Here is a 17,849-nt window from a genome sequence, read left to right on the forward strand (position 1 = left end):
TTGGATCATCCTTCACAACCTGCCAATAACTACAAACTTTCACTCAGGGCAAAAGTGAGCCGCATTCTGAAGGAACTATAGATCAAAACGCTCATTAATAGCTCCGGAAATTCCGGTTCTCGGATTCCAATTGATGCCTGATCAGGCCGATTTACTTCAGCTCTGCAGCAATAAAGAGACAGAAAAGCGGCGTATGGCATAATTTCATTGAATCACAATCAATTTTTATGATAGAATATTTAATGATTATACAGTCTGAGAATCTCTACTAATTCGGGTATGGATCGTATTTTAAGCTTTTCAAACAACCTGTTTTTGTAAGTGCTGATTGTTGATGAATGGAGATTCAGCAGATTAGAAATTTCTTTGAGCGGAAGACCTTCTGCAAGTTTATTGGCAATCTGCAATTCGCGGTCTGATAGTGCTTCAAGGGGAGAATTTTTTGCCGCACCAGTTAATGATTCTAAAAAAATCGCATCTTTTATATTATCACTGACATACCGGCCTTTACTGAGCATCGATGTTAAAGCAGTCTCAATTACTTCAGTGGAGCTTAGCTTGCTCAAATAACCACCAGCGCCCATTTTCAGATAACGCATCCCGTATAACTCTTCATCCTGTGAAGAAAATATTAAAATTTTTAATTCAGGTTGGTGGATCTTTATGTAATCTATTGCTTCCTGAACAGTACCATTAGGCATATTAACATCCATAATGGCCAGATCCGGCTTTTCATTAAGAATTAATTTGTACAACGATTTGTAGTCCTCTACTTCTGAAATGATGGCATCGGGCATTAATCGTTTGATTGTTTGTATTAAACCCATCCGGACGATACCATGATCATCTGCTACTACTATACGAATGTTTGCTTTTAAACCCATTATTCTATAAATTTATGTAAAAAAGGGAAACTGTAGTACCTTTATCTTCAGCGGAAATGATTTGGATGTTTCCATGCAGCAAGGATATAAAATTTTTTACAATTTTCAAACTTAACCCAACGCCTTTCTCACCAGCAGTTCCCAGAAATACAGGATTACCATAGGTGTAGATCATAGGTAAATACTTTTCATTTATTCCAGTTCCGGAATCAATTACAGAAAGCACAACCTGATCACCTTCTGTAACTGACTGTAAACAAACCTCCTGCCCCGGAAAGGAATATTTTAACGCATTGTTAAAAATTTTGTCTAAAACATATTCAAGCAACAGGCGGTCACTTGTAAGGAACGCATTGCGATCTCCTTTAAAATAAAATTGAATGTTTTTTTCTTTTAATTTAGCAGCGTATTTTTCTTCTAAATAATGAAAAAGATCCATTACCATAATTGTAACGGGTTTAATCTTAAATTCTCCGTATTGCGTTTTTAGCCATGCAATGCTGTCCTGAACGGTTTGCAGATTCTTCCGGGCATCTTTTTTTACCTGTGGCAATAACTTAAAAAAATCTTCCTGACTTATGGTATTCTGCTCCAGCTCTTCTATAAGCCACAGAAAGGTTCCAAACAGTTCTTTTGAGTCATGAGACAATATCGAAATCAGTCCGTTCTTGAAATTGATCTCATTTTCCAGTCTTTCAATTTTTAATTGTAGTTCGTTGATAAAATCATTCATAAAATCCGTTTCAAAGGTTTTAGAAGCTGTTTGAAATTATTTTTTCTGAAAAAGGCAGAAAGGGTTATATTGTTTAAATGTAAATAAAAACATATTGTTCAGACCTTTCTTCCGGGAACTGCCAAGTTATAAAAAATATCATATTAGTAAAAAGAAAAATCAAATAGAATTTACCTGAAATAGCAAATACCCTACTTTTTTCAACTAAAAACAACTTTGTGCGACATAATATTCCGACAGGCTTTCACCCTGGAAAACGGTTACTTGCATTACGGAAATGAGTAAAAAGATGGTACACGAGACAATATCAACAGAGTATTGATCGCAAAAAGCCGAATGATAATGAAAAATACAAGCTAAAGCAATACCTGATAGAAAAAAAACCAAAAAACCTCTACAGGTGCTGCCAATATTGAGGTTGATAGAACAAATATCATCCAAGGAAGAAACGTTTGTATATAGAAATACGTCAGGAATCCTTTGGAAGGTTCTTTAGCTTCAGCCAATTGCTATGACGGAGTCACAGCCATAAAAAGAAAGTAAAAGCTATCACAAAATATCGTTAAATTGCCGTAAAGCTATAATAAACATTGACAGAGTAAGTGGTGTTCTCCTTTCCTACCAAACTTTGGGCACCCGCAGGTGGTATGGTATACCTTATGTTCAGTCCCCGGTCCAAAACCGGTGTTCCGTTAAAGAGTATTTTTTGAGGAGTTTTGGATAAGGGTACATTTACAGAACCACCATCCACGCCAATTTGTAAAATGTTTGAATTGATGTCGGTCTGCAGGCCGCCTTTCTTGAAATAATTTTCGTCCGATTTTACATAGAGCTCAAAATTTTCATTGTTGGACAACATAATTTGGTTGGGAATCATTTGTGACTGTCCATCGGTGTATTGGGCTGCGGTATTAAAATTGAAGTTAACATTGCGCCCGGAACTTGGAATCGTAATCTCAGACAGAGGAAGCACCTTCAACTGAACAGCCGTATTCTGCAAACTGTTAATTGTGTTATCTGTACTTCCGGCATTGAAGTTCAATTCAAACGTATAAGTTCCGGCTTCAAAAAAAAGTTTTTAAAATCTTCCGCAGACACATAAAGCTGCGGAATGAAGCTGTTTCTGTTTCCTGCTACAACACTGAAATTGGCAGCGGAAAAATTCTGGAAGTCGGAAGATAAGGCTTTGGTGGTGAGTGCCGATCCGTTGCTGCCCAATTTAATGTTTGCTATATTTCTTGTTCCCGGAACACCTTTAGAGGAGGTGAACTGAACAGTTGTACCAGCAGCTTTCGCCCAAAAATTAAAATCAACTGTATTTGCGATTTCCGTATTGCCCAAATCCCACACCTTCATGCTTGTATTGCGGTAGTCATTCAAAGAAGAAATTTCTATGTATTTTGTTAAAGAGTTTGCGACCCATCGTATAGCTGAAGGAATAACTAAAATTGTTTTAAAATTATGTGGTGTGAAATCATTATAATTCTGAGTGATATCCATAGAGTAATTCCCGGCCCGGAAGGCATTCGCAGTAAACTGTGAAGCAGGAATTTTAAATGTAAAATTGATATTTCCCCGGTTGAATCCTCCCCCGATACTGAGTGATGGCGGTTCAAACCATTTTATAGCGCTTGTACTGAACGACTGGAAACCTGGTAAATACCCAGAAAGTCCGGTATAAGGCAGCTGGCCGCCCATACTTTCCAACTGCCACAGGAGAGTGGAACTGGGTAAAGTAGATGAGGAAGATGAGTGCGTAAAAGTTGATCCGGAAACAGAGGTAAATGTAGGTGCTGTGGGGAGTAATCCCAAAAAGGCATAATCCCAGTTGGTTCTGTTGGCATTCGTCATTACCCTTGTGGGTACTGAGGTAAATTCGCTCCTGTTAAAAATATTATTTTCAGGAATAGACAGGTACACATCCTGAGCTTTCGTGAATGCAAATCCGCAGAACATGGTAAAAATTCCTATTAGAAAAACCCTCATCTTTTTCATACTTTTAAATTTAAAACTTTTTCACCTTAATGGTGGTGTCTTTCTTCTTATATTCAAAAACCACAGTTTTTGAGTAACCATCTTTTGTCACCTGAATAGTTTGGCTGGGTTGTGTATAGCTGTATTTGTCATTTTCAATATAGAGGTTATACTTTCCATCTTTCAGGAAAAACTCAAACTCATTTTTCTGATTAACCACGGCAGTATAGATCGTGCCATCTTCACTTTTTGCATACACTACTATTCCTGTCACATCCGTTTCCAAAACATCGTAAGCCTGTTTGATCTCTGCTAATTTCCCGCTTACCCTTATGTTTTTTACCAAGCCTACTTTTCGGTTAATATTGTTGTGTACCATAATGACAGGATCCATCATCAACCGGGCGCCCGCACTTTCATTCACTTTCAGTGTGTACGTACCTTCAGGCACATTCTGAAAAACTACTTTTCCGTTCTTATCCGTCAACGCTACATAATTGTCCAGTTTTATAATTTCATTGGCAAGTATCGGTTCACCAGATTCCAGAAGTCCATTGGAATTTTTATCTTCAAAGAACTGGAACGCCACTTTATGATTCCCGAAAGCTGTAGCGGGGGTAAAATATTTTTTAATCCCCACTCTGAACTGGTAATAACTGCCGCTGGTTGAATATTCAGCCGTAGATTTATAACCGGAAAGATTAAAATAACCTGTGGTGGACCAGGAAGGTGAAATCTTATATTCCAGATTACCCGTGATATTACTATTTAAATTTTTATAAAGCTCCGAATAGAAGGTTCCCGCTGAAAAAGCCCCGGTCAGATTATGATTGAGCATCTGGAAATTATAAGAAGCGTATACATTGTAGTTGGCGAAATTACGGCTTACATCATAATAAGAATTTAAATCAAAGACACTGATTGCATTCCATTGGGCTGTCCCGTTGAGGGAAAATGACTTATATCTGTAAGATAAAGTGGTTTTCAGACTGTTGAACCACTCCGGATTATTGTTCTCTTTTGAATAAGAATATTCCGCCGTCAGGTTCAATCCGTGGGCACCTAATGTAGTGCTGATATTGGCTTCCAACCGGTAAGAAAAAAGTTCCTGCGATGAGTAATAATTGGCTGTTTTCTGCGTTTCAACCTTTGGAGACAATAGAAAATTCCATTTCTTTAAAGAAAACTGATAGCCTAGTCCCAAAGCTTCTGTACTGTTGAAATAATAACGTAAATCAGCGGTATTTCCAGGTTGGATAGGTGCACCCTGGTAACTCAGGAACTCAGGGGCTACCTGCGAATTCTGGTATTGTATAAAAGCGCGCTGAGAAGCCGAAAATTGACGGCCGATCCGCTGATTTGAGAAAAACGATCCCCGTTTGATCCCTGCATAACTTTTGGTCGCAAAGGAATTGACAGATTGTATATCCCATTTCCCTATTTTTCCCTCATAATGGGCTCCCATTGAAGCTCCTGCATTTTCATCATTATTCGAAAGACCCTTTTCGTGGCTCACTCCTAACTCTGTGCGGATCATGTTTTTATCATTAATTAACAATGATGTAACCGCGTTCGCTATCTGCGTATCTACATTAAAACGCGGATCATGTTCAAATATATAGGACACTTTCCCATTGAAAGATTTAGCATTACCAAAACTATATTTTGTACCCACCATGGTAGATCCGTCTGTTTGCTGGAAATAAGTACCGTACAGATTATAATTATTTTCAAGCGCAAGAATTTCAATCTGATTATTATTCCCGAATTTGGTAGAAATTTTCCCACCTCTTCCGAAAACAGGGTAATCGTAATCGCTGCTATTAACATTTCCCACCCGTAATACCGTATTTTTTCTCTCCAGTTCCAGCCAGGTATCATATAGGTTATAGCGGCCATCCTCATGGTAGTAATCTGCACCAATATTGAAGCGCGATTTCAGGTTATCAGTCACCCGGAACGCTGTATTTCCCCTCAGTTGAAGATAATTGAAACCTGAACTGTTTTCATTATAGCTGATTTCCGCAAAATTACTTCCGCTTACCGCTTCATTTCCACGGGTAATCTGTCTGTTATGTGATAAAACGACCAGGTAAAGCGTATTGCTACCCACGATTTTATTATCTAGCACGTCTGTGACGATGGCATTAATATTAAATTCCGGATAAAGTGTATTCTGTTTTCGGACCTCAATTTTAATTTCCAACGTTTGTTTTTCCAAACCTTCCAGAGATATGGTTTGCTGTTTTGGCATCACTTCCAAGCCATCAGGAATGGATTGCAAATCAATCTTAACGGTTCGTTTACTGTAACCTTGGTTTTCTACAGTAAGCAGAATGGAGGATTGGGGCAAAGCAGGATTAATGAAATTTTCGTATGTAGCCGTATAAATTGCGATGTTTTTGTTCTCTCCTTTAGCAACGAAGAACGAGGCGATTTCGGTTCTGGAGACCGTTGGGGTGGCGTATGAAACCTGGAACCTGATCTCATTGGATCTCAGCTTCATAAAATCTACGTTGGCGATCAGTTTTACAGGAAGCGTTTTAGACTGACCCGCACCTAAGCTAAATTCATTTTTGGGATAGAAAAGCAATCCCGGATAGTTTTCCTGAGGTTTGATATTCTGAATAGTAATCTCTTCAGAACTTTTATTCTCAATGACCAGGAAATTAGTAAATGTAGAACCTTTTTCAACAGCTACGCTGTCATTTTCAAAATGGATGTTGATATTCTTATTTTCCTGCGCAAAGGCCAACGAAAAGTGCAGAAGAACAAATACAAAAAATAAGATTGTTCTTCTTAGCACTGATATTGATATTCCATTTTGTGGTTTCAAGGCTTAATTTTAAAATTTAAAGTTTTTTTCTCCTACACGTAAATCATTGGATTCTGCCATTTTAACAATAGCCACACCAAGAAAGTTTCCTGAAATATTCTCCGGTAAAGAAAATTGAACTACCTGATTGGTATCCGGAAGCATGGAGATTGAAATTGCGGGTAATTTTATTTCCTTACCACTGTCTGTGTTGGTGAGTTCAAACTCGACGGTGGCATCATTGATCGTGTTTCCATCATTATGGATGCTTACTGCAACTTTTCTGTTCGCTGCATTCTGATTGCTCACCTCTGCAATATTGGTAATATCCAGACTTTTCACATGGTTCCCCGGTGGAGTATAAAAGATGTGAAGCCCCACCTCAAATAAGGTAATAATACCAATTCCATTCTGAACACGTGCCTTATCTGCCTGCTGAGGAAGCTGGGTGAAAAACAACATGCTGTTCGTAACGGCAGATTGTGATGCGTTTGCAGGAATCTGCATGGTTACTGCAATCTCCTTTGTACTCTTCGCAGGAACAGTTACAGTATTTTCTAAGGTGGATACCCAGGAAGCATTGGAAGTTTTTGAACTGCCTGCTTCAAGATAAACCTTATTTCCGTCTTCTTCTCTGAACCAGTCTTTATAGTTGAGATTAAAAACATAATCCTTATCCGAACTGTTTTGAAGCGTGACTGTCTTTGTTACTTTTTCTCCCGGATTCCCTGTAAAAAACAAGCGTGTAGGCGACATTGAGATGCTTTGTGCCAGAAGTGAAGAAGATCCTGTGAGAATAAAGAAAATGAAAAGGTGAATAAACTTGTGCATGGTGTAAATAGTTTAATAATAAAGATTCCCAAAACTACTGAAAACATAGCAAAAAGGAACCTTTACAAACTGAAAATTTTATTATAAAGCAGTCGCGGTATACGTTACTGTCTGCGTATAAGTTCCGGCCGGTTTACCCAAAATATCAGAAGATGATGATTTTGCTGCTGGAATAGTGTAGTCTAAATTCAATGTTAATGCACTTCCAAGCGGAGCATTAGCTACCAAAGCCTGATCTGTTGCAGACAACACTACTGCGGTTTTTGTTCCTCCCATACTTCCGGCAGCGGTAGAAGGTTTGATTGTCAAAACATTCACAGGAATCAGGTTGGTTCCGTTCATGAAATTAGCACCTCCTGCTTTTACCTTTACATTAAAGCTCTTTGTGGAAGTAACTTTTAAAGAGTTGGCTTTAGTAACTGTTTGATCAGAATTATAGTCTGCTGCAGTAACATAGTTAAAGTCAACGGTATTACCAATTGCAGTACTTCCTGCATCAATAGAGATGACATCGTTCAGGGTAATGTTTACCGTTGTGGTTGCAGTGGTATTTTGAGCTTGAACATTATTGGTTCCTAATATGATCGCTCCAATAGTTAAGGCTGGGATTAAGATTAGTTTTTTCATGATGGTAATATTTTTATTGTTATTTTTTACTTAATTGTTCTCTTTTGTATACTGCAAATCTACAGCGGCGATAAAAGTTTCTTTGTAGTGGAAAACGGAAGTTCATGTAGTAAAATCACTACAGGATTGCTCATTGGGCTTACATAGAAAAAGCCCTCAACACCTGGAAAGTGCTGAGGGCATATATATTGATGTGTTTTTTATTATAAAGCAGTCGCAGTATACGTTACTGTCTGCGTATAAGTTCCGGCCGGTTTTCCCAAAATATCAGAAGATGATGATTTTGCTGCTGGAATAGTGTAGTCTAAATTCAGTGTTAATGCGCTTCCAAGCGGAGCATTGGCTACTAAGTTTTTTTCTCCTGGAGATAAAACCACTTCGTTTTTTGTTCCGCCCATATTTCCAGGGGCTTCCGCAGCTTTGATTGTCAAAACATCTACAGGGATTGAGTTTGACCCATTGACGAAATTCGGACCCCCTGCTTTTACTTTCACATTAAAGTTCTTTGTGGAAGTAACTTTTAAAGCGTTGGCTTTAGTAACCGTTTGATCAGAATTATAGTCCGCTGCAGTAACATAGTTAAAGGCAACTGTACCACCATTTGCAGTACTTCCTGCGTCGATAGAGATGACATCGTTCAGGGTAATATTTACGTTTGTGGTTGCGGTTGTATTTTGAGCTTGAACATTATTGGTTCCTAATATGATTGCTCCAATAGCTAAGGTTGAGATTGCGATTTGTTTTGTCATGGCAGTAATATTTAATTGTTATTCTTGTTTATTTGTTCTCTTTTGAGCACTACAAATCCACAGGAGTAATAAAGTAGCGAAAAATAGCTACAGATTATTCATTAGGCTAGAAAAGCCCTCAATACTTTCTAAGGGCTTATCTGAATTACTTTTCGTTATTATAGAGCAGTCGCGGTATACGTTACTGTCTGCGTATAAGTTCCGGCCGGTTTACCCAAAATATCAGAAGATGATGATTTCGCTGCTGGAATAGTGTAGTCTAAATTCAGTGTTAATGCACTTCCAAGCGGAGCATTAGCTACCAAAGTCTGGTCTGTTGCAGACAACACTACTGCAGTTTTTGTTCCTCCCATACTTCCGGCAGCGGTAGAAGGTTTGATTGTCAAAACATTCACAGGAATCAGGTTCGTTCCGTTCATGAAATTAGCACCTCCTGCTTTTACCTTTACATTAAAGCTCTTTGTGGAAGTAACTTTTAAAGAGTTGGCTTTAGTAACCGTTTGATCAGAATTATAGTCTGCTGCAGTAACGTAGTTAAAGTCAACGGTATTGCCTATTGCTGTACTTCCTGCGTCAATAGAGATGACATCGTTCAGGGTAATGTTTACCGTTGTGGTTGCAGTGGTATTTTGAGCTTGAACATTATTGGTTCCTAATATGATCGCTCCAATGGTTAAGGCTGGGATTAAGATTAGTTTTTTCATGATGGTAATATTTTATTGTTATTTTTTACTTAATTGTTCTCTTTTGTATACTGCAAATCTACAGCGGTGATAAAAGTTTCTTTGTAGTGGAAAAAGGAAGTTCATGTAGTAAATTAACTACACGGTCTATTCATTTGATTTAAAAAGAAAGCCCTCAATACTTTCGAAGTACTGAGGGCTTATATAAAATTGCTTTTCGTTTATTATAAAGCAGTCGCGGTATACGTTATTTTTTGAGTGTAAGTTCCCTGCGGTTTTCCAAGAAGCACCTTGGATGCTTTTTCCGCTGAAATAGAATAAGCAATATTTAAAGACTGTTTGGAACCTAAGCTTGCGTTACTCACCAGCACCTGATCAATTGTAGATAAAGTGACCTCATTCAGGATTCCCGCCAGACTTCCGCCCGGTATGGCTTTTATCTGTAATATATCTACAGGAATTACATTTGCACCGCTTATAAAGTGTGCACCTTCAGATTTTACTTTTACATCAAAATTTTTGGAGGAAATAATGACTAAACTGTTGGGAACGGTTACATTTTTAGATGAATTATAGTCTTTTGTGCTTCCATAGTTAAAATCTACAGCGCCTTCTGAAGCAACAGAGCCAATGTCCATTGCAATAACGTCCGATAAAATAATATTGACTGATGTACTCACCTGCTCTGAATTTTGCGCCTTAACCCATTTGGTTCCTAAGGCGATTGTTCCCAGAGACAGCGCAGCGATAAAGATTTGGTTTTTCATGATTAATAAATTTAAAGAGGTGTAATAAAATATTGTCATTCAGGAACTCAGTATAAAGCTAGTAACATTATCTGACATTACCAAGCCTTTTTTCATCATTGCGTGTATTATCATCATAAAGTTTACAGATTTCAATTACTTTAAATACGGTTTTCCAAGGTAAGGCTATGCTTCTGAAGCTTTAAAAGGTATTATTGATTTCCTTTTTATGATTTGCATACGCACAGAATTACAGCTTCTGCAGATTCCGGTAATACGGCTTCTATTCAATTAATGGAAAGAATTGATCTTAGAAAAGAAAGACATTTTGTGAAAAGTATCTTTTGGAAAATAACTGGGCAGATGATGTTATTTATGCCATTTTACGTGCAAAGTGGCCTGCAAAATAAACAGCCAACTTCAATTTCAAGATCCATTTTGAAATAATGGGTATTAAAAAATAAAAACCTCCTGAATGATCAGGAGGTGAAAAAGTGTAAAATGAATTATAAGTTATGTGAAGTGGTGTCCAATAAAACTTTTCTCAACACATCAACGAGCATGCCAAATTACTCACCTGATATTGAATAATATATTTTTGTGGTATTTTTTACAAGAAACTCTTCAGATAAAATCATTTACTGTAACAGGCAAAATACTACAGTACTGTATATTTTTCGTAAAATGGAGTGACCTTTGTCTTTACAATCATTAAAGTAACAAGATTATTGCATATCAGACATGATATAACCATTGTTCTGTACCACTCCTTAATGGTAACAGTAATCCAGCCATCCTTTTCTTTCCATGGGTACATCTCTCTTTTAAAATACATAATAACATAATCCCTATTCTTACCGTTTAACGAAAATAAGTCTTGCATAATCTCTGATAATTTGTTTTACAAGCTTTTATGGTGGCTTATTCCATGCGTTAGTTTGTTATTCCAAATATAGTGAAATAATTAAAATTATACTATACAGTTGTTTGATATTAACAACTTTAACAATAATTTTGGAAAAATTCCTGTAAATTGTAAAAGATTGAAATTCCAGGTTTATACTTTTGATGAAAAAATAACCTCTCTTTCCGATTCCTTTGGAGCATACAATTTTTGAGGTGATTCCATACTGAAACTTTCTGCAGTTCAGAGTTTCATTCATCATTCTCGCTTGTATTTCAATGGAATAGTATTACAAAAATATTTAAAAGCAATGTCAATCATATTAAATCTATATTAACTTTATTCCAAAAACCAGGCTATTTTTTACTATTCTTCATACTGAATCATTATCAGGATATTCATCAGCAGTCTTTTAGTACTGAGTACCGGCTTTGGATTTAATAAGTTTCTGCCATTCCATATAACCCGAAATGGCCACCAGGAATAAAAATGATGTTAAAACAGCATAGAGATATAATTCTTTATGCAGCAACAGCGGTATGGAAATTATATTACTGATATTGAGGACTACCCAGTTTTCAATTTTTCTTCGTGCCATAAGCCACATGCCAGCCCATGCAAAAGCGCTTACCAAAGAATCCCAGACCGGAACATCCGAGTCGGTAAAATGCGTGAGAAAAGACCAGAACAAAATAAATGTCCCCAGAATAATTCCTCCCGCAATCCATTTTTCTGTTGTGGAAGTAACAGAGATTTCCATTTCAGATTTCTGCTTTCCGAATTTCCAGTAAAGCCATCCGTAGATGCTCATGATCAGATAGTAAAGATTTAATGTGAATTCAGCATAAAGCTTCGAAGTCAGCATTACATATAAAGTCAGCAGAATACCTGCTATGCCGAAAAGATAATTGTTTGCATTGTTTTTACGGGCCAGTAAGACCTGAATTACCGAAAATAAGACCCCGAACCATTCAGGCCAGGTAATTTGTTTTAAAATGTCCTGCATCATATTAATTTTAGAAATCAAATGATGAGATGATAAGTAGCAATCCCTACGCCGGCATTATCCGGATCAGGTGTGGATATATCCTGGGTATCATCTCAGCCAACCTTATTTGGTAGCACCCCATTGTTGAGGCAAAGTTGCTGCTTTTTTCCGGAAAAAGAAAATTACATCAGACTTTATTTTCGGATTATATGACCAGAATTATAAAGAATCCGTCAGGCAAATTATAATTTTATGCTTAGTTTAAAAACAATATATTATGGATAATCAGCAAGAAATATCGGTATTGAATGACTTACTTCACATTACCAATGACAGAATGGAAGGCTTTGAAAAAGTTGAAGGAAAAGTATGGGAAATGTATCCCGATGTAAAGGATGAGTATGATCATATGATTTCACAGTCGAAAATTATGAAAAATGAACTGATCAACCTCATCACAGAAAAACAGGGTGTTCCTGATGACTCTACATCCATGGCCGGAGCCCTTCACAGAACATGGATTGATATTAAAAATTCATTTACCATGGGAAATCTGGTAGAGTCTACCCTGGAAAACGTGGTTTTTGGAGAAAAAGCAGCTATAGAAACTTATCAGAACGCCCTGAGCAGCGGTAAACTTAGTGATAAGAGTAACAAAATAGTATCCGAGCAGCTTCGCAGCCTGAAAAGTTCCTATAATCAGTTCAGGAAAATTGAAGAATACAAAAAGAAAGAGTAAACCATAAAAAAACCCCTCTTAAAAAGAGGAGCTTATTAATCAAGAACAAAATAATATTTAATCCTTTCAAAAATATCAAATATATCCTGTCGTTTTTATGATGCAGGTCATAAGATCAGGGAGTTTCCTGATATTATTTCACTGCGTTTTTGGCTTTTTCGGATTCCTGCAAGTGATGTTCCAATGTAGGAAGAGTTTTACCGGCAAACGATTTCAGAGAAGATTCTTTTCCTTCTGAGGCTTCTTTTCGGAATGCTTCAATATCTTCTTTGTGATCACTCACCATAAGATCTGTATACTTTTTGTCAAAGTCTTTTCCCTTTTTGGCTTTCAGATCATCATACATTTTCTGCTTTTCGGCATCCAAGGCTGCAGGCAAGGTATAGCCGGCTCCTGAAGCCCATTTCTTAAGTTCGTCATTTGCTTTGCTATGATCTGTAACCATCATTGCTCCCAAAGATTTCACAACTGAATTCTCTGCATTGGTTGCTGCCAGCTTTCCCATCATTACTTCCATCAGCCCTCCTATGGCTGCTGCATCTGCAAACTTTTTGTCCTGGTCGCTGAGCGTGCCTGTCTGGTTATTTGTTTCAGACATTTGGGCTGAATCACTTACTGTCGTACCCGATTCTGCAGGAGCAGACATTGATGTACTTTCCTGAGATTGGGCAGTTGACGTCGGTTCATTTTTTTGCAGGCCACTAAAGCAGCTGCTGCAAAAATTGTTACTACAAAATTTTTCATAATAATAAATTTTAAATGGTGATATAAATGAAGTCTGTAATGACTTGTTTATAAAAGCAACAATTTATCTGCCAAAAACAGATCAAACCTCATCATCAGATAGTATGAATGAATATTTTAAGACTGATGAACCAACCGGAAAGTCAGATTAATACGCTCTTTCATAGCAGTCACAGATTTAGCAATCCGATGTTCCCAATGTTCCTGCAAATCTCCCTTCATAATCAACAATGAACCATGTGGGAGCGGGAGGCTGTATTTACTCTGATGGTGGTCTTTTTTTCTGAAATCAAAATTTCTGGACTGTCCTAAGCTCACCGATGCAATCACAGGACGTTTGCCATATCTGCTTTCTTTATCCCTGTGCCAGGCAACGGAATCATTATGATCCCTGTACAGATTGAGCAATACGGAATTGAACTGATACCCGAATGTTTCTTCTATTCTCTGCTTCAGGGATAACAGTTCGGGTGTCCAATGATGGGTTTTCAGTTCACCATTTCCTAAAGGGTAATCATTTTCCTGATCTCCATACCATGCGGTTAACCGTGGTGTTAAAACTGTCTTATCGTACATTTTCTGAGTCCTTTGTTTCCAGGAAACCGTTTCCAGCAGATGAGCCTTAAGCTGGTCCGCTTCTTCCCTGCCCAGGAAATGCTCCCTGTACTCCAGAAGATCTTTCGGAAATTCGTACAGATCTTCTGTATTAAATAAACTAAGCTGCTCCATTGTTGTTACTATTTTTCAGCCCAAACATATGGTCCTTTCAACATGTTGATACAAAATATATCTGCAAATATATTAAATATGATACATAAATAAACAATATTCTTTTCACAAGAATCTGAACAATTTGTTTTCAGCAATTGTTGCTATCCGGAAATTGTGATTCACATCATAAATATTTCTCTTTTTGATCATTAAGTTTGATATAACCAAATTGATTATTATGAAAAAGCAGCATTATATATGTTATTATTGCTCATGCTGTCAGCATGTACAAAATCCGAGACCCAATATACCGATCAAAATAACAGAGAAGAAACGGTAAATAACAAGGCTTCAGATACAATCCAGACCCTTACTGAAGTTTCAGACACCTTGCATCAGGAAAACGACAGTATCAACGTAAAAACCGGTAATGAATAAGGATCATTATCCTAAAGGCAGGCTCATCATTATTGGTGGCAGCACTCCTGATACTTGTCTGGAAGGAGAACTGGAACCGGATATCAATAAAATTCCTTCTCAGCTGTTCAAATTATTACCAGAACATAAAAACATCCGTATTGAAATGATCATTTCAGATTACAAGCCAGGATATAAAGAAAAGTATTCTGCTGCATTAGAGAGGCATGGATATATAAACTCAGGGATTATTCATGCTCATCAGGAAAATAATTTTAATGATTATGATGCCAGAATCTCGCAGGCAGGAATAGTTTTTATCGCGAATGAGGATCCGGAAATTTGTGAAATGCTGAAAAAATCCGAAATATTAAAACTTTTACATAAAAAGTACATTCATGAAGAAGATTTTACAATTATCGGAATGAATGCCGCTTCAATGTATATTCCTAAAATTTTGGTGAACGAAAAGGGAATTCATCAGGGTTTTGGATTTATCAATAACTGTATCATTGATACAAAATTTGAGTACAAAACAAGATTTAAAAAGCTGATCAGGGCCATTATGCTTCATCCTGAATGTCTTGGTATCGGTCTTAATAGCGGAATGTTGATGGTTATTGAGAAAGGCTGTAAAGCGTCCTGCTACGGCAGCAGTACAGTAATGGCAGTCGACGCCAGGTATATTAACAAAAGCAAGGCAGGGAAAGGAACTACTGTTTTTATGAAAAATCTCAGGGGACATATTCTTACCGAAGGATCAGGTATTAATTTATGTACCGGAAATCTTATTAAAGATAATCAGTTTCATAACAGTTTAAATTTTACCCATAGAAATACAATTCAATGATTTTAACTTTAAATAAATTTACATATGATACCCAAAGGAAAATTACTTATTATCGGCGGTAAGGAAGACAGAGACGGCGATGAACCTGATATGGAAGAAAAAAACAATAATTTTTCGCCCAACGAGATTCTTAAACTGCTGGTAACCTCTAATGATGACCGTATTGAAGTAATTACAACGGCAACTTCCGAGCCTGAAGAAATGCAGGAAACTTATACCAGGACATTTGAAGAAATCGGATATACCAACTTTGGTTTTCTGGATATTTGTGATGATCAGGTACATACAGATTTTTACCTGAAAAGAATTGAAGAAGCAAAAACGATATTCTTTACAGGCGGTGACCAGGATAAAATCTGCAGATTTTTGCAGCCCTCCGTTCTTACGGAGGTTTTGAAGAAAAATATAATGAAGAAGAAGGCTTTATGATTGCGGGTACCAGTGCAGGGGCAATGTGTATGCCTAAAATAGTTATCCTCGAAGCAGTAAACGGAGAAGCAATCCTCGAACATGACATTGATCTGGATTCCGGATTGGGATTCATTGAAAATTGTATTATAGATACCCATTTTGCACACCGTGCAAGGTTCGGCAGGCTTTCACATGCTGTGATTCTACATCAGGAATGCTGGGGAATCGGCCTTGGAGAAGATACTGCACTTCTTATTGAGGAAGGACATAAAGCAACCTGCAAAGGATCGGGTTCTGTATGGATCATCAATGCTAAGGAAATCAGACAGACAAATACTGAAACTGCTAAAAAAGGATTTCCCGTTTATGTAGAAAATCTAAAGGTTCATATTCTAACAGACAACTGTAAAATTGATCTTATGAATAATATATTTGAAGGAGCAGGCACAGGAGACCAATAAAACGAAAAAGGAGACCCGAATAAAAAACCAGGTCTCCTTTTTTATAAAGATTGTATGTTTACATTGCTTTGCTGTTAAGATGGGTATCAGCAACTTTTGTCAGCAGTTCATCACATTTTTTCTTCTTCCAATGTGCTTAAAAAGTTTTTAAGGCATTCTTCTTCCTTCAATACTTTTGCGAATGCTGCCAGTGTACCATACGTAGCAATTTCATAATGTTCAACTTTTGTGCAGCTGCAATGATTCCTGCATCCCTTACTGCACCTGGTTCTGTCTCTTCCATAATGCTTTTCCCTTCATCCAGCAATCCCTGCATGGCATCACACTTCTTTGCCTGGGCTTTTTTACCCAGTGCTTTAAAACATTCCTCCAGTCTTTCCACATGACCTTCTGTTTCAGTAATATGCTTGTCAATGCCTTTTTTAAGTTTTTCATCGGTAGCATTCTTCATCATTACCGGTAGCGCTTTCAGCAGTGCTTTTTCAGCCCAGTAAATGTCTTTCAGTGCATCTTCAAAAAGGTCTTCCAGACTCTTGGCTGCATTTTTTAGCCGGCGTTTTGGCGGTTGTTTTTGCGGTTGTTGTTTTTTTGGCTGGTGCTTTTTTGGTTGCCGTTTTAGTTTCCATAATATAATATTTTAGTGTTTGATTGGTGATAAATCTGCAACTATAAGACCATTTTCATCTGAAATACAAAGATGTGGTATCTAAAATTGCCATCGGAATACATATTTTAAGATATAATATGAGAAGACTCATAAACCTGAAAGTGTTTTTACAGTTACTTTTATGTAACCAAATCAATAATCAGTATGGCTATACGAAATACTTTACATCTTACGCTGAAAATCTGGCGGCAGAAAAACAGAAAAGCAAAAGGAAAATTTGAAATGTACAAAATATCAGGTATTTCTACAGATTCATCTTTTCTTGAAATGCTGGATATTCTCAATGAACAGCTGATTGACGAAAATAAAGAGCCTGTAGCTTTCGATCATGACTGCCGGGAAGGAATATGCGGAATGTGTTCCCTCTATATCAACGGAAGAGCACACGGCCCTGATACCGGAATAACAACCTGCCAGCTTCATATGAGAATGTTCAAAGACGGCGAAACAATAGTTATTGAACCCTGGAGAAGTATTGCTTTTCCTGTCATCAAAGATCTTATTACAGACCGGAGTGCTTTTGACAGAATAATGGCGGCAGGCGGATTTATTTCTGTAAACACTTCAGGCAATACATTAGACGCCAACGCTATTTTAGTTCCGAAGGAAGATGCTGATAAAGCCATGGATGCTGCTGCATGTATCAGCTGTGGAGCTTGCGTTGCATGCTGCCCCAATGGTGCGGCAATGCTTTTGTGGGAGCAAAGGTTTCCCATTTGGCATTACTTCCACAGGGAAAAACAGAAGCAAAAAGAAGAGTTCTGAATATGGTTCAGGCCATGGATGATGAAGGCTTCGGAAACTGTTCGGTAATCGGAGCCTGCGAAGTAGAGTGCCCGAAAAACATCTCTCTCGATAATATTGCAAGAATGAACAGAGAATATATGTCGGCCTTGATCAGTAAACCATAATAAT

General features: G+C 37.5%; 19 protein-coding genes and 2 pseudogenes. 6 read left to right on the forward strand and 15 right to left on the reverse strand.

Translation table 11 applies throughout. The features are described 5' to 3' along the window. Positions 1-239 precede the first annotated feature (239 nt). From OWR28_RS13015 to pnuC, 12 genes are all read right to left on the reverse strand, one after another. Positions 240-884 carry a response regulator transcription factor gene (locus OWR28_RS13015; protein ID WP_332386972.1) on the reverse strand — a complete coding sequence of 215 codons (645 nt, stop codon included), beginning with the start codon at positions 882-884 and terminating at the stop codon, positions 240-242. Positions 885-888: 4 nt separating this feature from the next. Then, positions 889-1,617 carry a HAMP domain-containing sensor histidine kinase gene (locus tag OWR28_RS13020; RefSeq protein ID WP_332386973.1) on the reverse strand — a complete coding sequence of 243 codons (729 nt, stop codon included), beginning with the start codon at positions 1,615-1,617 and terminating at the stop codon, positions 889-891. Between the two features lie 562 nt (positions 1,618-2,179). Continuing rightward, positions 2,180-2,659, reverse strand: a complete 480-nt coding sequence (locus OWR28_RS13025) for a hypothetical protein (protein ID WP_332386974.1) — start codon at positions 2,657-2,659, stop codon at positions 2,180-2,182. Next, positions 2,656-3,603, reverse strand: a complete 948-nt coding sequence (locus tag OWR28_RS13030) for a hypothetical protein (RefSeq protein WP_332386975.1) — start codon at positions 3,601-3,603, stop codon at positions 2,656-2,658. Before OWR28_RS13030 ends, OWR28_RS13025 begins: the two co-directional genes overlap by 4 nt. Before the next feature lie 19 nt (positions 3,604-3,622). After that, positions 3,623-6,397: a hypothetical protein gene (locus tag OWR28_RS13035; protein ID WP_332386976.1), complete on the reverse strand. Its 2,775-nt coding sequence runs from the start codon at positions 6,395-6,397 to the stop codon at positions 3,623-3,625. Between the two features lie 39 nt (positions 6,398-6,436). Continuing rightward, complete coding sequence (locus tag OWR28_RS13040) at positions 6,437-7,237, reverse strand: fimbrial biogenesis chaperone (RefSeq protein WP_332386977.1); 801 nt, start codon at positions 7,235-7,237, stop codon at positions 6,437-6,439. 81 nt (positions 7,238-7,318) lie between these two features. Continuing rightward, entirely contained in the window at positions 7,319-7,864 is a 546-nt protein-coding gene (locus tag OWR28_RS13045; RefSeq protein WP_332386978.1) for a peptidoglycan-binding protein LysM, read from the reverse strand. A gap of 203 nt (positions 7,865-8,067) precedes the next feature. After that, a complete protein-coding gene (locus OWR28_RS13050) occupies positions 8,068-8,613 on the reverse strand; it encodes a peptidoglycan-binding protein LysM (protein WP_332386979.1) in 546 nt (181 codons plus the stop codon). A gap of 158 nt (positions 8,614-8,771) precedes the next feature. After that, complete coding sequence (locus OWR28_RS13055) at positions 8,772-9,317, reverse strand: peptidoglycan-binding protein LysM (RefSeq protein WP_332386942.1); 546 nt, start codon at positions 9,315-9,317, stop codon at positions 8,772-8,774. A gap of 203 nt (positions 9,318-9,520) precedes the next feature. After that, the gene (locus OWR28_RS13060; RefSeq protein ID WP_332386980.1) at positions 9,521-10,063 is read right to left on the reverse strand and encodes a peptidoglycan-binding protein LysM; all 543 of its coding nucleotides are present in this window, start codon (positions 10,061-10,063) and stop codon (positions 9,521-9,523) included. Between the two features lie 637 nt (positions 10,064-10,700). Further along, positions 10,701-10,925 (reverse strand): hypothetical protein, encoded by a 225-nt coding sequence (locus OWR28_RS13065; protein WP_332386981.1) that lies wholly within the window; start codon positions 10,923-10,925, stop codon positions 10,701-10,703. Positions 10,926-11,358: 433 nt separating this feature from the next. Continuing rightward, a complete protein-coding gene (pnuC, locus tag OWR28_RS13070) occupies positions 11,359-11,955 on the reverse strand; it encodes a nicotinamide riboside transporter PnuC (RefSeq protein ID WP_332386982.1) in 597 nt (198 codons plus the stop codon). 256 nt (positions 11,956-12,211) lie between these two features. Between pnuC and OWR28_RS13075 the strand changes: the two genes are divergently transcribed. Then, complete coding sequence (locus OWR28_RS13075; RefSeq protein ID WP_332386983.1) at positions 12,212-12,673, forward strand: PA2169 family four-helix-bundle protein; 462 nt, start codon at positions 12,212-12,214, stop codon at positions 12,671-12,673. 133 nt (positions 12,674-12,806) lie between these two features. Here the strand turns inward: OWR28_RS13075 and OWR28_RS13080 are convergent, their stop codons facing one another. Together OWR28_RS13080 and OWR28_RS13085 are read right to left on the reverse strand one after the other, a co-directional pair. Further along, positions 12,807-13,319, reverse strand: coding sequence for a DUF4142 domain-containing protein (locus tag OWR28_RS13080; RefSeq protein WP_332386984.1), 513 nt, complete (start codon positions 13,317-13,319; stop codon positions 12,807-12,809). 215 nt (positions 13,320-13,534) lie between these two features. After that, positions 13,535-14,146 carry an alpha-ketoglutarate-dependent dioxygenase AlkB gene (locus OWR28_RS13085; RefSeq protein WP_332386985.1) on the reverse strand — a complete coding sequence of 204 codons (612 nt, stop codon included), beginning with the start codon at positions 14,144-14,146 and terminating at the stop codon, positions 13,535-13,537. 240 nt (positions 14,147-14,386) lie between these two features. Between OWR28_RS13085 and OWR28_RS13090 the strand changes: the two genes are divergently transcribed. From OWR28_RS13090 to OWR28_RS13105, 4 genes are read left to right on the forward strand one after another with little or no spacing between them, the layout of a single operon-like run. Further along, complete coding sequence (locus OWR28_RS13090) at positions 14,387-14,566, forward strand: hypothetical protein (RefSeq protein WP_332386986.1); 180 nt, start codon at positions 14,387-14,389, stop codon at positions 14,564-14,566. Next, positions 14,559-15,395, forward strand: coding sequence for a hypothetical protein (locus OWR28_RS13095; protein ID WP_332386987.1), 837 nt, complete (start codon positions 14,559-14,561; stop codon positions 15,393-15,395). Before OWR28_RS13090 ends, OWR28_RS13095 begins: the two co-directional genes overlap by 8 nt. 24 nt (positions 15,396-15,419) lie before the next feature. Beyond that, positions 15,420-15,824: a Type 1 glutamine amidotransferase-like domain-containing protein gene (locus tag OWR28_RS13100; protein WP_332386988.1), complete on the forward strand. Its 405-nt coding sequence runs from the start codon at positions 15,420-15,422 to the stop codon at positions 15,822-15,824. Continuing rightward, positions 15,821-16,267, forward strand: coding sequence for a Type 1 glutamine amidotransferase-like domain-containing protein (locus OWR28_RS13105; protein WP_332386989.1), 447 nt, complete (start codon positions 15,821-15,823; stop codon positions 16,265-16,267). The genes OWR28_RS13100 and OWR28_RS13105 overlap by 4 nt, the downstream gene beginning before the upstream one ends. Positions 16,268-16,377: 110 nt before the next feature. On the opposite strand, the pseudogene OWR28_RS13115 reads toward OWR28_RS13105, so the two are convergent. Continuing rightward, positions 16,378-16,901 (reverse strand): annotated as a pseudogene (locus OWR28_RS13115) (YciE/YciF ferroxidase family protein). Positions 16,902-17,078: 177 nt separating this feature from the next. Between OWR28_RS13115 and OWR28_RS13120 the strand changes: the two are divergent. Next, positions 17,079-17,845: pseudogene (locus OWR28_RS13120) on the forward strand (succinate dehydrogenase/fumarate reductase iron-sulfur subunit). Positions 17,846-17,849: the final 4 nt, after the last annotated feature.

This window comes from Chryseobacterium sp. 1B4 (assembly GCF_036631475.1).
Lineage (GTDB): Bacteria > Bacteroidota > Bacteroidia > Flavobacteriales > Weeksellaceae > Chryseobacterium.

What these genes read in the sequence shown, in the direction of transcription:
- OWR28_RS13015 (WP_332386972.1), bottom strand. Translation starts at nt 884, where the DNA reads ATGGGTTTAAAAGCAAACATTCGTATAGTAGTAGCAGATGATCATGGT.
- OWR28_RS13020 (WP_332386973.1), bottom strand. Translation starts at nt 1,617, where the DNA reads ATGAATGATTTTATCAACGAACTACAATTAAAAATTGAAAGACTGGAA.
- OWR28_RS13030 (WP_332386975.1), bottom strand. Translation starts at nt 3,603, where the DNA reads ATGAGGGTTTTTCTAATAGGAATTTTTACCATGTTCTGCGGATTTGCA.
- OWR28_RS13040 (WP_332386977.1), bottom strand. Translation starts at nt 7,237, where the DNA reads ATGCACAAGTTTATTCACCTTTTCATTTTCTTTATTCTCACAGGATCT.
- OWR28_RS13045 (WP_332386978.1), bottom strand. Translation starts at nt 7,864, where the DNA reads ATGAAAAAACTAATCTTAATCCCAGCCTTAACTATTGGAGCGATCATA.
- OWR28_RS13050 (WP_332386979.1), bottom strand. Translation starts at nt 8,613, where the DNA reads ATGACAAAACAAATCGCAATCTCAACCTTAGCTATTGGAGCAATCATA.
- OWR28_RS13055 (WP_332386942.1), bottom strand. Translation starts at nt 9,317, where the DNA reads ATGAAAAAACTAATCTTAATCCCAGCCTTAACCATTGGAGCGATCATA.
- OWR28_RS13060 (WP_332386980.1), bottom strand. Translation starts at nt 10,063, where the DNA reads ATGAAAAACCAAATCTTTATCGCTGCGCTGTCTCTGGGAACAATCGCC.
- OWR28_RS13065 (WP_332386981.1), bottom strand. Translation starts at nt 10,925, where the DNA reads ATGCAAGACTTATTTTCGTTAAACGGTAAGAATAGGGATTATGTTATT.
- pnuC (WP_332386982.1), bottom strand. Translation starts at nt 11,955, where the DNA reads ATGATGCAGGACATTTTAAAACAAATTACCTGGCCTGAATGGTTCGGG.
- OWR28_RS13075 (WP_332386983.1), top strand. Translation starts at nt 12,212, where the DNA reads ATGGATAATCAGCAAGAAATATCGGTATTGAATGACTTACTTCACATT.
- OWR28_RS13080 (WP_332386984.1), bottom strand. Translation starts at nt 13,319, where the DNA reads ATGTCTGCTCCTGCAGAATCGGGTACGACAGTAAGTGATTCAGCCCAA.
- OWR28_RS13085 (WP_332386985.1), bottom strand. Translation starts at nt 14,146, where the DNA reads ATGGAGCAGCTTAGTTTATTTAATACAGAAGATCTGTACGAATTTCCG.
- OWR28_RS13090 (WP_332386986.1), top strand. Translation starts at nt 14,387, where the DNA reads ATGTTATTATTGCTCATGCTGTCAGCATGTACAAAATCCGAGACCCAA.
- OWR28_RS13095 (WP_332386987.1), top strand. Translation starts at nt 14,559, where the DNA reads ATGAATAAGGATCATTATCCTAAAGGCAGGCTCATCATTATTGGTGGC.
- OWR28_RS13100 (WP_332386988.1), top strand. Translation starts at nt 15,420, where the DNA reads ATGATACCCAAAGGAAAATTACTTATTATCGGCGGTAAGGAAGACAGA.
- OWR28_RS13105 (WP_332386989.1), top strand. Translation starts at nt 15,821, where the DNA reads ATGATTGCGGGTACCAGTGCAGGGGCAATGTGTATGCCTAAAATAGTT.